The sequence below is a fragment of the Streptomyces sp. NPDC042201 genome (genome assembly GCF_055582185.1).
In genome coordinates this window covers 180,288-193,897 of record NZ_JBVJDS010000009.1, presented here as the reverse complement: position 1 = coordinate 193,897, position 13,610 = coordinate 180,288, and the positions used below count along the sequence as shown (strand labels likewise).

General features: G+C 68.2%; 12 protein-coding genes. 3 read left to right on the top strand and 9 right to left on the bottom strand.

From position 1 onward, the window contains the following. Positions 1 to 8: 8 nt before the first annotated feature. The 4 genes from prcB to arc all read right to left on the bottom strand — a co-directional run bounded on the left by prcB (position 9) and on the right by arc (position 4,864). The gene (gene prcB, locus ACZ6MZ_RS22890) at positions 9 to 854 is read right to left on the bottom strand and encodes a proteasome subunit beta (protein WP_384190565.1); all 846 of its coding nucleotides are present in this window, start codon (positions 852 to 854) and stop codon (positions 9 to 11) included. 144 nt (positions 855 to 998) lie between these two features. Continuing rightward, on the bottom strand, positions 999 to 1,217 hold the full coding sequence (locus ACZ6MZ_RS22885; protein WP_030782898.1) for a ubiquitin-like protein Pup: 219 nt from the start codon (positions 1,215 to 1,217) through the stop codon (positions 999 to 1,001). Positions 1,218 to 1,351: 134 nt separating this feature from the next. Further along, on the bottom strand, positions 1,352 to 2,863 hold the full coding sequence (gene dop, locus ACZ6MZ_RS22880; protein ID WP_384190568.1) for a depupylase/deamidase Dop: 1,512 nt from the start codon (positions 2,861 to 2,863) through the stop codon (positions 1,352 to 1,354). Between the two features lie 234 nt (positions 2,864 to 3,097). Further along, positions 3,098 to 4,864: a proteasome ATPase gene (arc, locus tag ACZ6MZ_RS22875; protein WP_389783411.1), complete on the bottom strand. Its 1,767-nt coding sequence runs from the start codon at positions 4,862 to 4,864 to the stop codon at positions 3,098 to 3,100. A gap of 253 nt (positions 4,865 to 5,117) precedes the next feature. Here arc and ACZ6MZ_RS22870 point away from each other — a divergent pair, with 253 nt between their 5' ends. Beyond that, positions 5,118 to 5,438, top strand: coding sequence for a ferredoxin (locus ACZ6MZ_RS22870; protein WP_384190574.1), 321 nt, complete (start codon positions 5,118 to 5,120; stop codon positions 5,436 to 5,438). Between the two features lie 34 nt (positions 5,439 to 5,472). On the opposite strand, the gene ACZ6MZ_RS22865 is transcribed toward ACZ6MZ_RS22870, so the two are convergent. The 3 genes from ACZ6MZ_RS22865 to ACZ6MZ_RS22855 form a co-directional block, all read right to left on the bottom strand. Then, positions 5,473 to 6,060: a hypothetical protein gene (locus tag ACZ6MZ_RS22865; RefSeq protein WP_384190577.1), complete on the bottom strand. Its 588-nt coding sequence runs from the start codon at positions 6,058 to 6,060 to the stop codon at positions 5,473 to 5,475. Positions 6,061 to 6,247: 187 nt separating this feature from the next. Continuing rightward, positions 6,248 to 7,144, bottom strand: a complete 897-nt coding sequence (locus tag ACZ6MZ_RS22860; RefSeq protein ID WP_384190580.1) for a tRNA (adenine-N1)-methyltransferase — start codon at positions 7,142 to 7,144, stop codon at positions 6,248 to 6,250. 525 nt (positions 7,145 to 7,669) lie between these two features. Beyond that, entirely contained in the window at positions 7,670 to 8,911 is a 1,242-nt protein-coding gene (locus tag ACZ6MZ_RS22855) for a site-2 protease family protein (protein WP_469353915.1), read from the bottom strand. A gap of 109 nt (positions 8,912 to 9,020) precedes the next feature. Between ACZ6MZ_RS22855 and ACZ6MZ_RS22850 the strand changes: the two genes are divergently transcribed. Both ACZ6MZ_RS22850 and ACZ6MZ_RS22845 read left to right on the top strand, forming a co-directional pair. Continuing rightward, entirely contained in the window at positions 9,021 to 9,866 is an 846-nt protein-coding gene (locus ACZ6MZ_RS22850; RefSeq protein WP_469353914.1) for a RecB family exonuclease, read from the top strand. A 91-nt stretch (positions 9,867 to 9,957) separates the two neighbouring features. Beyond that, positions 9,958 to 10,629 (top strand): response regulator, encoded by a 672-nt coding sequence (locus tag ACZ6MZ_RS22845; protein WP_384190588.1) that lies wholly within the window; start codon positions 9,958 to 9,960, stop codon positions 10,627 to 10,629. Positions 10,630 to 10,713: 84 nt separating this feature from the next. Here the strand turns inward: ACZ6MZ_RS22845 and ACZ6MZ_RS22840 are convergent, their stop codons facing one another. After that, positions 10,714 to 12,321 (bottom strand): ABC transporter substrate-binding protein, encoded by a 1,608-nt coding sequence (locus ACZ6MZ_RS22840; RefSeq protein WP_384190591.1) that lies wholly within the window; start codon positions 12,319 to 12,321, stop codon positions 10,714 to 10,716. A 502-nt stretch (positions 12,322 to 12,823) separates the two neighbouring features. Beyond that, positions 12,824 to 13,525 (bottom strand): HAD family hydrolase, encoded by a 702-nt coding sequence (locus ACZ6MZ_RS22835; RefSeq protein ID WP_384190594.1) that lies wholly within the window; start codon positions 13,523 to 13,525, stop codon positions 12,824 to 12,826. Positions 13,526 to 13,610 lie beyond the last annotated feature (85 nt).

Below are 13,610 nucleotides of genomic sequence, written 5' to 3'. Positions count from 1 at the left end.
GGGAGGCGTCAGAGCAGCGCGGCGCGCGGGCCGTCGGGCTGTTCCAGCCGGCGCTCGAGGATCGAGCGGGCGATCTCCGAGGATTCGGGCTCGGTCAGCCGCCGGAAGCCGTCCTCGGTGATGACGGTGACGATCGGATAGATACGGCGGGCCACATCGGGGCCGCCCGTCGCCGAGTCGTCGTCCGCGGCGTCGTACAGCGCCTGGATGACCAGGGTGGTGGCCTGCTGCTCCGTCAGGTCCTCGCGGTAGAGCTTCTTCATCGCGCCACGGGCGAAGATCGAGCCGGAACCGGTGGACGCGTAGCCGAGCTCCTCGGAGCGGCCGCCCGTCACGTCGTACGAGAAGATGCGGCCCCTCCCGCGGTCCACGTCCCAGCCCGCGAAGAGCGGGACGACGGCCAGGCCCTGCATGGCCATGGCCAGATTGCTGCGGATCATCGTGGAGAGCCGGTTGGCCTTGCCCTCCAGGGAGAGCTGCGCTCCTTCGACCTTCTCGAAGTGCTCCAGCTCCAGCTGGAAGAGCTTGACCATCTCCACGGCGAGTCCCGCGGTGCCGGCGATGCCCACGGCCGAGTACTCGTCGGCGGGGAAGACCTTCTCGATGTCGCGCTGCGCGATCATGTTGCCCATGGTCGCGCGCCGGTCACCGGCGAGCACCACGCCGCCCGGGAACGTCACCGCGACGATCGTCGTGCCGTGCGGTGCCTCGATCGCGCCCTGGAGGGGCGGCAGCGAACGCTTGCCGGGCAGCATGTCCGGCGACTGGTGCGCCAGGAAATCCATGAACGAGGACGAGCCAGGCGTCAGGAAGGCTGCCGGCAGACGCCCGGTGCTACGAGGGTTGGCTTCCACACGTTTCCTTCCGGATGGGCGGCGGCCCGCCGCTCGGGCCGGGCCGGTCTTTAGAGCTGTGCACGGACCTTACCCGCGCCGTCGCCGGTCATCCGCCCCGGTGCGACCGGCTTTCGCCGGTGGCCCCGGGACGGACAACGGCTGCTACTGGCCGCCCTTTTGGACGAAGGACCGCACGAAGTCCTCGGCATTCTCCTCGAGCACGTCGTCGATCTCGTCCAGGACGGAGTCGACATCGTCGGACAGCTTCTCCTGGCGCTCCTTGAGGTCCTCGGATGCCTGCGCGTCCTGCGCCTGCTCCTCGGTCTCCTCCGTGGAACGCGTTGCCTTCTGCTGTCCGCCGCCGGTGTCCTTGGTCGCCATATCCCTCACCCCGCTCGGTTCGCCCCGCTCGATGTGACCTTCAAGATCAGACCCTACAAGCAGGGTCCGACATCGGCCCCGCACTTCGTACAACGTCCGGGGGCCATCTCCATGATTCCCGGACGGGGACCATTTCAGCCTCCGGACAGCACCCGGACCAGCTCCTCCGCGGTGCGGCACCGGTCGAGCAGCTCCTTGACATGGTTACGGGTGCCCCGCAGCGGCTCCAGGGTGGGCACCCGCTGCAGCGAGTCACGGCCCGGCAGATCGAAGATGACCGAATCCCACGAGGCGGCGGCCACATCGTCGGCGTACTGCTCCAGACAGCGGCCCCGGAAGTACGCCCGGGTGTCCTCCGGGGGCTTCGTCCTGGCCCGCTCGACGTCCTGCTCGTCCAGCAGCCGCCGCATCTTGCCGCGGGCCACCAGACGGTTGTAGAGGCCCTTGTCGGGCCGCACGTCGGCGTACTGCAGGTCCACGAGGTGCAGCCGGGCGGCGTCCCAGTCCAGGCCGTCCCTGCGGCGGTAGCCCTCCAGGACCTCCCGCTTGGTGATCCAGTCGAGCTCGCCCGACAGGCTCATCGGATCGTTCTCCAGCCGGTTGAGCGTGTCCTCCCAACGGCCCAGGACATCCCTGGTCTGCTCGTCGGCGTCAGCGCCGTACCGCTCCTCGACATACTTTCTCGCCAGCTCGAAGTACTCCATCTGGAGCTGGACAGCCGTGAGTGTCCGGCCGCTGCGGAGCGTGACCAGACGGGCGAGGGTCGGGTCGTGCGAGACCTGGTGGAGCGTACGGACCGGCTGGTCGACGGCCAGGTCGACATTGATGAAGCCGTCCTCGATCATGGACAGGACGAGCGAGGTCGTACCGAGCTTGAGATAGGTGGAGATCTCCGACAGATTCGCGTCGCCGATGATCACATGCAGCCGGCGGTACTTCTCCGCGTCCGAATGCGGTTCGTCGCGGGTGTTGATGATGGGGCGCTTGAGAGTGGTCTCAAGACCCACCTCGACCTCGAAATAGTCCGCGCGCTGGCTGATCTGGAAGCCGTGCTCATGCCCGTCCTGGCCGATGCCGACCCGGCCCGCACCGGTGACGACCTGGCGCGAGACGAAGAACGGCGTCAGATGGCGCACGATGTCCGAGAAGGGGGTCTCCCGCTTCATCAGGTAGTTCTCGTGCGTGCCGTAGGAAGCGCCCTTGTTGTCGGTGTTGTTCTTGTACAGATGGATCGGCTGCGCGCCGGGAAGCTGGGCGGCGCGCTCGGCCGCCTCGGCCATGATGCGCTCGCCGGCCTTGTCCCAGAGGACGGCGTCACGCGGGTTGGTGATCTCGGGAGAGCTGTACTCGGGGTGGGCGTGGTCGACGTACAGCCGCGCACCGTTCGTGAGGATCACATTGGCCAGGCCGATGTCCTCGTCGGTGAGCTGACTGGAGTCGGCCGTCTCTCGGGCGAGGTCGAAGCCACGGGCGTCCCGCAGCGGATTCTCCTCCTCGAAGTCCCAGCGGGCGCGGCGCGCCCGGTGCATCGCCGCCGCGTAGGCGTTGACGATCTGGGACGAGGTGAGCATGGCATTGGCGTTCGGGTGACCCGGGACGGAGATGCCGTACTCCGTCTCGATGCCCATTACTCGCCGTACGGTCATGCGGCCCTCCTTGCCCGGCGGCGCTCCCCTCGGGAGCGGCGCTCAAGTACCGCTGTCTCTCCGGTGCGTGTGCGGTGCCCGTCCCCGCACTGCGCGACGTGGCGGTACGAAAGAGCCTAAACGCCTCTGCGCCGGTGGGGAGATCATTTCCATCATTGCCTGGTGTGGTGGACGGTGCGGGGGAAAACAACCGGCTGCGGATGCCCTTCCGGGCATCCGCAGCCGGTCTGCGATCTACAGGTACTGACCGGTGTTCGCCACCGTGTCGATGGAGCGTCCGGTGTCCGCGCCCTGCTTTCCGGTCACCAGGGTGCGGATGAACACGATCCGCTCGCCCTTCTTACCGGAGATCCTGGCCCAGTCGTCCGGGTTGGTGGTGTTCGGCAGGTCCTCGTTCTCCTTGAACTCGTCCACACACGCCTGGAGGAGATGGGAGACCCTGAGGCCCTTCTGGTTGTGGTCGAGGAAGGCCTTGATGGCCATCTTCTTGGCCCGGTCGACGATGTTCTGGATCATCGCGCCGGAGTTGAAGTCCTTGAAATACAGGACTTCCTTGTCGCCGTTGGCGTACGTGACCTCGAGGAAGCGGTTCTCCTCGGACTCCGCGTACATCTGCTCCACGACGGACTGGATCATTCCGTGCGCCGCGGCTTCCTTCGAGCCCTTGTGCTCGGAGATGTCGTCCACGTGCAGCGGCAGGGTCGCCGTCAGGTACTTCGCGAAGATGTCCTTCGCGGCCTCCGCGTCCGGACGCTCGATCTTGATCTTCACATCGAGCCGGCCGGGCCGCAGGATCGCGGGGTCGATCATGTCCTCGCGGTTGGAGGCGCCGATGACGATGACGTTCTCCAGGCCCTCCACCCCGTCGATCTCGGCGAGCAGCTGGGGGACGATGGTGTTCTCCACGTCCGAGCTGACACCGGATCCGCGGGTGCGGAAGAGGGATTCCATCTCGTCGAAGAAGACGATGACGGGGGTACCCTCGCTCGCCTTCTCCCGGGCACGCTGGAAGACCAGGCGGATATGCCGCTCGGTCTCACCGACGTACTTGTTGAGGAGCTCGGGGCCCTTGATGTTGAGGAAGTAGCTCTTCCCCGTGGGCTGGCCGGTCACCTCGGCGACCTTCTTGGCGAGCGAATTCGCCACGGCCTTGGCGATCAGTGTCTTGCCGCAGCCGGGCGGGCCGTAGAGCAGGATGCCCTTCGGCGGCCGCAGTTCGTGTTCCTTGAAGAGGTCCGGGTGGAGGTACGGAAGCTCGACCGCGTCGCGGATCATCTCGATCTGGCCGCCCAGACCGCCGATCTTGTCGTAGTCGACGTCCGGGACCTCTTCGAGGACCAGCTCCTCGACCTCGCTCTTGGGAACCACTTCGTAGACATAGCCGGAGCGGGGTTCGAGCAGGAGGGCGTCGCCGGGGCGGATGGTGATGTCCAGCAGCGGCTCGGCGAGCCGCACCACCCGTTCCTCGTCGGTGTGCCCGACCACCAGGGCGCGCTCGCCGTCCTCAAGGATCTCCTTGAGGGTGACGATGTCCCCGGCGCGCTCGTACTCCATGGCCTCGACCACATTGAGCGCCTCATTGAGCATGACTTCCTGGCCACGCCTGAGCTCTTCGAGCTCGACGCCGGGGCTGACATTCACCCGGAGCTTGCGGCCCCCGGTGAAAATATCGGCCGTACCGTCCTCATTCGACTGCAGAAACACACCGAAGCCGGCCGGCGGCTGCGCGAGCCGGTCGACCTCTTCCTTGAGGGCCACGATCTGGTCGCGGGCCTCACGCAGCGTATTGGCGAGCCGCTCATTCTGTGCGGACACGCCTGCCAGGCTCGTCTGCAACTCGACGATCCGCTCTTCGAGAATCCTCGTGTGCCGCGGAGAGTCGGCGAGCTTACGTCGCAGGACGGCGATTTCCTGCTCGAGATAGGCAACCTGGCCGGCTGGGTCTTCAGACCCCCGCCCCGGCCGGATGCCGCGGTTGATGTCGTCGTCGTGGGCTGCCACGGTCCTCACCTCCTCCAAGGGGAGCTGGACGCTTCCTGACCCTACCTGGGTGGGTGATGATTGAAACCCCTAGATCACAAAGACTGTCGGGCTGTGACCGATCTTCACCCTTGCGCTCTCCCTTACGCCAGGGGAATACCCACCGATCAACATCGGAAAGCGGCCGGTTGTATCGTCGAACTGTTCAACACCCGTCAGGGCTGGCGCGACTTACGCCAGATCGCGCCATCCGGCGCAGCAAACGGCAGGAGAGATGACCGTGCAGCAGGAGGCCCCCACCGAGGGCGTCACCGGGACCGGTGAACCGCTGGAGGTCTGGATCGACCAGGACCTCTGCACCGGCGACGGGATCTGTGCCCAGTATGCCCCCGACGTCTTCGAGCTGGACATCGACGGACTGGCCTATGTGAAGAGCTCCGACGACGAGCTGCTCCAGGCCCCCGGCGCGACGACGCGGGTACCGCTGCCGCTGCTGCGCGACGTCGTCGATTCGGCCAAGGAGTGCCCCGGCGACTGCATCCACGTACGTCGTGTTTCGGACAGGGTCGAGGTGTACGGGCCCGACGCGGAATAGAGCCACCTGGCCGTGAGCCACCCGGAGTGACGGGTCACACACTCCGTGCTTCGGGCTGCTCACTGCGTGCGAACGCGCCGTTCTTCCACTGCCAGGAGACCCGCTCCTCCTGGTCAGGACAGCAGCTCGGCACCTCGGGACCGGAGTAGCCGAGCAGGGTCGCCAGGACCACCCCGTCCCGTATCGCGAAGTCGCCGGTGACGCTCTGCTTGTCCTCCGGGTCCACCAGCGTCGCCACGATCCGTGGCTCGGACTCGCCCGTCCTGGTCAGCACATACACGCCGGTCGGCGGGGTGCCCGAGTTCGTCCGGCACCTGACCGCCGCCACGGTCTCGGGGCTGCCGTCCCCGTCGAGGTCGCCGGAAGCCTTCCGCGTGACGACCGTGCCCGCTCCGGCGCACTCCAGCGGGAAGTCCACAGCGGCAGGATCGGGAGCCGGAAGCGGGGCCCGGTCGGGGCTCCCGGCCGCCTCGCGGCCCGAGCCCGACTGGGACGCGGTGGCGGCGCCGGGCTGCAGCAGACCCGCCAGGGCCACCACGGACGCCATCGCGGTGGCTGTCGCGAGCCAGTGCACCGGGCGGGGCCGGGTATGCGCGAGGTCCGGGACGTCGGAGATCTGCACGCGGAGTGTCTCCTGTGACGAATTAGCCAATGGGGGGAGGGAGTCAGCATCGTGCCACAGGTCACAGCAAGGCGGAACAGCGGGGTCCGTAAGTCCAACATAAAGACACCGCCGCCGACTTCCCGTGGGTGAACGGGAACTCGGCGGCGGTGCCGTCGTGTTGATGGGCGGTCTGGACAGGGCCGGCTCAGCCGCGTGAGCCGCTTCCGGGGCCGTCGTAGTCGTCGCCGTACGCGCCCTTGGCGGGCCGACGACGGCGCAGCGGCGGCTCGACACCGTCCGCGAGACGACGAGCGGTCACCAGGAAGCCGGTGTGACCGATCATCCGGTGGTCCGGACGCACGGCCAGGCCCTCGACATGCCAGTTACGGATCATCGACTCCCAGGCGGCCGGCTCGTTGAACGTGCCGAACTCCCTGATCGTCTCCACGGTACGGGCCAGCTGAGTGGTCGTCGCGACGTAGGCACAGAGGATGCCGCCGGGGACGAGCGCCTTGGAAACGGCCTCGATGCACTCCCAGGGGGCGAGCATGTCCAGGATCACGCGGTCGACGTCCGTGTCCGACAGATTGTCCTGAAGGTCACCGACCGTCAGCTGCCAGGCGGGATGCGGTTCGCCGAAATAGCGCTCCACATTCTGCTGTGCGATATCGGCGAAGTCCTGGCGGCGCTCGTAGGAGTGCAGCATGCCCTGGTCGCCGATGACACGCAGCAGGAAACTGCTGAGCGAGCCGGAGCCCACACCCGCCTCGACGACGCGTGCGCCGGGGAAGATGTCGGCGAAGGCCAGGATCTGGCCGGCGTCCTTCGGATAGACCACGGCGGCGCCGCGGGGCATGGACAGGACATAGTCGGGGAGCAGGGGGCGCAGCGCGAGGTAGGCGACGTTTCCCGTGGTACGGACAACACTGCCCTCGGGAGCACCAATCAGCTCGTCGTGCGGGAAGGACCCTTTGTGGGTGTGGAAATTCTTCCCGGCTTCGAGCGTGAAGGTGTAGTGGCGTCCCTTGGGGTCGGTGAGCTGGACCTGGTCCCCGACCTTGAAGGGGCCGCGACGACGGGCGGCACCGGTCGGTTCGGACATGCGACCAGCCTAGCCGCACTTTTTAAGGGCTCGGTTCGCCTCCGGGCGCTTTATGCCACTGTCGACGGTCGATCGTGCTCGGTTCGCTCGTTCCTCACGAACCTGTGCGCGTTCTCCCTTTCGACAGCGGCGCGCCCTTCGGCTCACTCGCCGGCGGTCGTGGAGACGGGCGGTCGTCACACGAGAGGAGCGGCCCTCGTGCCACGGGCGCGCGCGTCCCCACCCTTCCCCAGGCGGGGCCGAGCGGGGTGGCGGGCCGACGGCGGGAGGGGGGCGGGGGTGCAGGAGGTGTGTGTCCGGACGTAGAGCGTGATTTGTGGCGCACACCAAGCCGCACCAAACGTCCGGCCCGCACGGCGCCGTAAATCATGCAGTCCGGACACGCGCCTCCGGAACCCCCGGCACCCGCACCACGACGAACGGACCCGCACCCCCACCCCCGCCGGACGGCAAAACGCACCCGCACCACGACGAACGGCCCGCACCCGCACCCCCCGCCGGACGGCGAAACGCACCCGCAACCACCTACCGCGGACGCGCCATCGCGGAGACGAAGGCCCGTTCCACGTCCGCCGTGGACAGGACTCCATAGATCTCGCCGGTCTCTTCCAGCACCAGGTACTCCGTCGCCGGGCTCGCCCGGAGGCGGTCCAGGAGGGCTTCTCCCGCCAGGTCCGCGGGGACCTTCATGCCGTCCGTGAGGTCCTGGGCGAGGCCGCTCACCGCGACCCAGGGGCGGCGGTGCTGCGGGACGCCGACGATCGCGGCCTCCCTGACGATCGCCATCGGGTCACCGTGGCCGTCCACCACGACCAGGGCGCGGGCCCCCGCCTCGTTGGCCCGGCGCAGGGCCTCGGAGAGCGGCGTGCTGGACTCGACCGGCACCGCACGCCGGGTGAGCGCCCGGGCCTGCAGCTCGGGGAGGTGTTCGCGGAGTCTGGCCATCCGCAGGCTGTTGCCCGCGCCGGTCCAGATGATCGCCGCGAGGATGGCGGCGAGCAGCGCGTCGGTGACGGTCTCCATGCCGCTGACCTTCGCCGCCGACGTGCCGAGGGCTCCGGTACGGGTGAGCAGCGGCAGGCCGATGAGGACGGCGACGGCGAGACCCCGGCCGACCCAGGCGGCGGCGACGGTGCCGCTCATCGGCTTGCCGGTGATCTTCCAGACCACCGCGCGCAGCATCCGGCCGCCGTCCAGCGGAAGGCCGGGCAGCAGGTTGAAGGCGGCGACGATCAGGTTCGAGACCATCAGGCCGGCGAGCAGGACGCCGGGGACCGTACCGGGCTCGACGGCCAGCAGCCCCAGGTAGAAGACGCCGGAGAGCACCAGCGAGAGCAGCGGGCCCACGAAGGCGAGGATGAACTCGCGGCCCGGGGTCTCGGACTCCTTCTCGATCTCGGAGACCCCGCCGAAGAACTGGAGCTGGATCCGGCGCACCGGCAGCTTGAAGCGCAGGGCGGCGACCGTGTGGGCCAGTTCGTGGACGAGTACGGAGGCGTAGAAGGCGACCGCGAAGAAGAGGGACACCAGATACCGGAGGTTCCCGAGCTCGGGCAGCACCCGGTCGAGCTGGCCACCGAAGATCCAGGTGATGAGCGCGGCCACCAGGAACCAGCTGGGGGCGACGTAGACCGGCACGCCGAAGGGGCGGCCCATGAGAATGCCGCCGCCGGGGTTGTCGCGCTTCGGCGGCTTCCCGCCGGGGCCCGTGTTCCCCGTGCCGGGCTGCGGCCGCCTGTTCTCGCCGCTCTCGTCGTCCTCTTTCACGGGTTCCCTTCGTTCGCGGCAGCGTCGCTCGCTCGATCATGCGGTGCGAGTGGCTCTGTGGTCGATGGTATTCGGCTCGCTGTCAGTGTCGGGTCGTAGGGTCTGCGTCATGAGTACGAGCGTGCCGCCCTCCTCACTGTCTCCGTCGCGTGCCGGCGACTTCATGCAGTGCCCCCTGCTGTACCGGTTCCGGGTGATCGACAAGCTGCCGGAGAAGCCGAGCGAGGCGGCGACCCGGGGCACGCTGGTGCACGCGGTGCTGGAGCGGCTCTTCGACGCCCCGGCGGCCGAGCGCACGGCGCCGCGGGCGAAGGCGCTGATCCCCGGCCAGTGGGACCGGCTGCTGGAGGCCAGGCCCGAGCTGGGCGAGCTGTTCGCGCAGGACCCGGAGGGCGAGCGGCTGACGCGCTGGCTGGGTGAGGCGGAGCGGCTGGTGGAGCGGTGGTTCTCGCTGGAGGATCCGACGCGTCTGGAGCCCGCGGAGCGGGAGCTGTTCGTCGAGACGGAGCTCGACTCGGGGCTGCGGCTGCGCGGGGTGATCGACCGCGTCGATGTGGCGCCCACCGGCGAGGTCCGGATCGTCGACTACAAGACGGGCAAGGCCCCCCGCCCCGAGTACGCGGAGGGGGCGCTGTTCCAGATGAAGTTCTACGCCCTGGTGATCTGGCGGCTGAAGCGTGTGGTGCCCCGCCGGCTGCAGCTGGTGTATCTGGGCAGCGGCGAGGTGATGTCGTACGACCCGGTGGAGGCGGATCTCGAGCGGGTGGAGCGCAAGCTGCTGGCGCTGTGGGAGGCGATCAGGCTCGCCACCGAGTCGGGTGACTGGCGGCCGCGGCCCACCAAGCTGTGCGGCTGGTGCGACCACCAGGCGGTCTGTCCGGAATTCGGCGGCACACCTCCGGTGTATCCGCTGAGCGTCGCACCGGCCGGGCAGGGCGTGCCGGAGACGGCGTAGGGCCGGAGACCGCGTAGGGCCACCGTGCCCGGAGGGATCGGGGCGGGGCCGTCAAGGCAGAATGGGGCCGGTCTAGCGAAGGAGTTTCCCCGTGGCGATCCGCGTCCTACTGGTCGACGACCAGCCGCTGCTGCGCACCGGCTTCCGGATGATCCTGGAGGCGGAGCACGACATCGCGGTCGTCGGCGAGGCCGGGGACGGCCTCCAGGCCATCGACCAGGTCCGCGCACTGCAGCCCGATGTGGTGCTGATGGACATCCGGATGCCCCGGATGGACGGGGTCGAGGCGACCCGCCAGATCACCGGTCCGGGCCGGGACGGTCCGGCGAAGGTGCTGGTGCTGACCACCTTCGACCTCGACGAGTACGTGGTGGAGGCGCTGCGGGCGGGGGCCAGTGGCTTTCTGCTCAAGGACGCGCCCGCCAATGAGCTGGTGCAGGCCATCCGTGTGGTCGCGGCCGGCGAGGCGATGCTGGCTCCGAGCATCACGCGCCGGCTGCTCGACAAGTACGCGGATCATCTGCCGTCCGGCGACGAGCAGGTGCCCGACACCCTGAACACCCTGACCGAGCGTGAGGTCGAGGTGCTGAAGCTGGTCGCCCGCGGGCTGTCCAACGCGGAGATCGCCGCGGATCTCTTCGTCAGTGAGACCACGGTCAAGACGCATGTGGGCCATGTGCTGACGAAGCTGGGCATTCGCGACCGGGTGCAGGCCGCGGTGTACGCGTACGAGAGCGGGCTGGTGCGCCCCGGCGCCCAGTAACCCTCCACGACTCGTCAGCGGCGCCGCCGCGAGGGGGGTCCGTCTCCGGCCGCGCGGGAAGTGCCCACGCGGCCGGACGGGTCATCAGGGGGCGCCTGTGCCGCGGCGGAGCTCCCACAGGAGCAGTTCCGCTGACGAGTTGACCGCCCACTCCACGCCGGCGATGTCGTCGCGGGAGGCGACGTACTGCTTGCCCTGCCAGAGCGGCAGCACCGGTACGTCCTCGGCGACGATGTCCTGGATCTTGGCGAAGGTCTCCGTGGCGGCGCTGCGGTCGGCCTCGAGGCGCGACTCCGGTATCAGCTTGCTGCGCAGGGTGTTGTTGTCGTACGGGGTGTTGAGGAAGTTGTCCTTGTCGAGGAAGGGCGCGATGTAGTTGTCCGGGTCGGGGAAGTCCGGGAACCAGCCCATTCCGTAGACGGCGTACTCACCCTTGGTCTGGTTCGGCCGGAAGGACTTCCACGGCGTTCCCTTGATGGAGACATCGAAGAGCTCGCTGCCGTTGAGCTGGTCCTTGAGGGTCTCGAACTCCTTCTCCGTGGCCTCGCCGTAGTGGTCCGTGGTGAAGTTCAGCGTGAGCTTCACGGGGGTGCTGATGCCCGCGTCCTGGAGCATCTGGGCGGCCTTGGCCGGATTGGGGTTGCCGTACTTGTTGAAGAACGAGTTGGTGTGCGTGGTGACGCTCGACGGGATGAGCGAGTACAGCGGCTCGGCCATGGCCCCGTACACCTTGGTGACGATCTGACCGCGGTCGATGGTGTACGCCATGGCCTGGCGTACCGCCTTCTCCTTGGCGGTCGGGGCGTCGGTGTCGAAGCCGAGGTAGCGGATCTCCAGACCCGGCATCTCGGTGAGCTCGATGCCGTCCTTCGGGTTCTCGACCATCGACTGGACCTGGGTGGGCAGCATGGCGCGGGTCATCACATCGATGTCGCCCGAGTCGAGCGCCTTGCCCATGGTCTCGGCCTCGGTGAAGGGCCGCAGCTCGACCTTGTCGTTCTGCAGCTTGAGGTCGCCCTTGTACTCCGGGTTCTTGGTGAAGACCGCCTTGACGACCGCGTCGCCCTTGACCTCGGCCTTGAAGGTGTACGGGCCCGAGCCCTCCACCTCGAAGCCCGCACGGAGCTTCTTCGGCTCGTAGGACTTCGGGCTGAGGATGCCGGCCACCGGGGTGGACAGCTTGTACGGGAAGGTCGCGTCGGGCGTCTTGAGATGGAAGACGATCTCGGAGTCGCCGTTGGTCTCCATCGTGTCGATGTTGGTCAGCAGCCCGGACGCGCCGTTGGGGTCCTTGATGTCCAGGACCCGCTGGATGGAGAACTTCACATCGTCGGGCGTGACCGGGTCGCCGTCGGAGAACTTCAGCCCGTCGCGCAGGGTGCAGCGGTAGCTCTCGTTCGCGTTGTCCGTGAACCCGCACGCGGAGGCGGCGTCGGGGACCGGCGCACCGCCGCCGCGCGGCACATGCATCAGGGTCTGGATGGTCTGGCGCAGGACGTTCCACGAGCCGGTGTCGTACGCGTAGGCCGGGTCCAGCGGTGCGGGCCCGTCCTTCGTGGCGATGTACTGGTCCGTGGTGCCCACGACAATGGCATCTCCGCCGCCGGAGCCACCGTCCGAGCCGCCGCAACCGGCGAGCGCGGGCGCAAGCAGGCCGGCGACGGCCGACAGCACCAAAGTCTTGCGGTTCATCCTGGACGTACTCCCTCATCCGGCACTGAGCTACGGCGGCACATGGGAGACTCCGCCGCTTCCACCCGTTCGGGGCAGTGCGATCGGGCCGGGATACAGGGCGATCGGTCCTGTGTACATGGCGACTTGGTGGCTGTCGGGACATGTCGTTGATGCGGCGAAGTACTCGCCATGAGATTAGTCGGAGGCATCAGGAATGCCTGAACGGGCCCGATGTGAAACGTAATCACACAGTGATCGGAAATAGCGGCGTGTTGATATCCGGGCTATGGAATCTTCCGTACACCGATTAACCAATCGGGACACAACGTGACAGGTGGGCCCACGTCCGCCCGGCATGGATCATCCTCGCCCGCCCCTGTCGATGAGGCCGCAGGTGATAAACGTCACTCCTGGAGCCGTTTGCAAGGATCATGATTGAGGGGCGCGGGGGTAACGGAAAATATCCGGGCCAATGCCGAGAGTTTCCGAATACATTCCTGCGCCACGCTCAGTCAGCGGATCAGTGGCCGCGCGTCATCATGCCGCGCAGAAATACCAGATCGACCTCTTCGAGCGACCCGACGATCATGCGCCCGTCGGCGGGGGCGATCGGGGCGACGGAGGGGATGGCGACCACCCGGCAGCCGGCGGCCTCGGCCGCGGCCACCCCGGTGGCCGTGTCCTCGACGACGGCACAGCGCGCGGGATCGACGCCCAGGCCCCGCGCGGCGAGCAGATACGGGTCCGGGTGCGGCTTCGTACGGGGCACCTCGTCGCCCGCGACGGTGAGCGCGAAGTACTCGGGTCCGAGCGAGTCCAGGACCCGGTCGATGATGCGCCGGTGCGAGGCGGAGACCAGGGCGGTGGGCACCTCGTGCGCGGCCAGTTCGGTGAGCAGCCGGGTGGCGCCCGGCATCAGCGGCACCCCGCGCCCGATGCGCTCCTCGAACTTGTCGTTGAGCAGCACGGTCAGTTCGGCGAGGGTGACGGCGGCGCCGGTGGACTCGATGAGGAAGCCGGCGCTGCGGGTCATGGGCCCGCCGACCACCACATGGCGCCAGGACTCGTCGAGAACGAATCCGAGGTCCTTGAAGACCTCCACCTCCGCGTCCCACCAGAATCCCTCGGTGTCGACCAGGGTGCCGTCCATGTCGAGAAGGACGGCCTGAAGAGCGGAGCCTTCGGCCGTTCGGGTCAGGGACGCGGGGACCGTACTGGTCATCCGGCACACCTCCATGAGGGACGAGAAGGCCGGTCGCCTTTCCCGCAGGGTTACCCCACCGGGACAGGCGACCGGCCTGCACTGG

What these genes read in the sequence shown, in the direction of transcription:
- dop (WP_384190568.1), bottom strand. Translation starts at nt 2,863, where the DNA reads ATGACCGTACGGCGAGTAATGGGCATCGAGACGGAGTACGGCATCTCC.
- ACZ6MZ_RS22860 (WP_384190580.1), bottom strand. Translation starts at nt 7,144, where the DNA reads ATGTCCGAACCGACCGGTGCCGCCCGTCGTCGCGGCCCCTTCAAGGTC.
- ACZ6MZ_RS22850 (WP_469353914.1), top strand. Translation starts at nt 9,021, where the DNA reads ATGAGTACGAGCGTGCCGCCCTCCTCACTGTCTCCGTCGCGTGCCGGC.
- ACZ6MZ_RS22840 (WP_384190591.1), bottom strand. Translation starts at nt 12,321, where the DNA reads ATGAACCGCAAGACTTTGGTGCTGTCGGCCGTCGCCGGCCTGCTTGCG.
- ACZ6MZ_RS22885 (WP_030782898.1), bottom strand. Translation starts at nt 1,217, where the DNA reads ATGGCGACCAAGGACACCGGCGGCGGACAGCAGAAGGCAACGCGTTCC.
- ACZ6MZ_RS22835 (WP_384190594.1), bottom strand. Translation starts at nt 13,525, where the DNA reads ATGACCAGTACGGTCCCCGCGTCCCTGACCCGAACGGCCGAAGGCTCC.
- ACZ6MZ_RS22870 (WP_384190574.1), top strand. Translation starts at nt 5,118, where the DNA reads ATGACCGTGCAGCAGGAGGCCCCCACCGAGGGCGTCACCGGGACCGGT.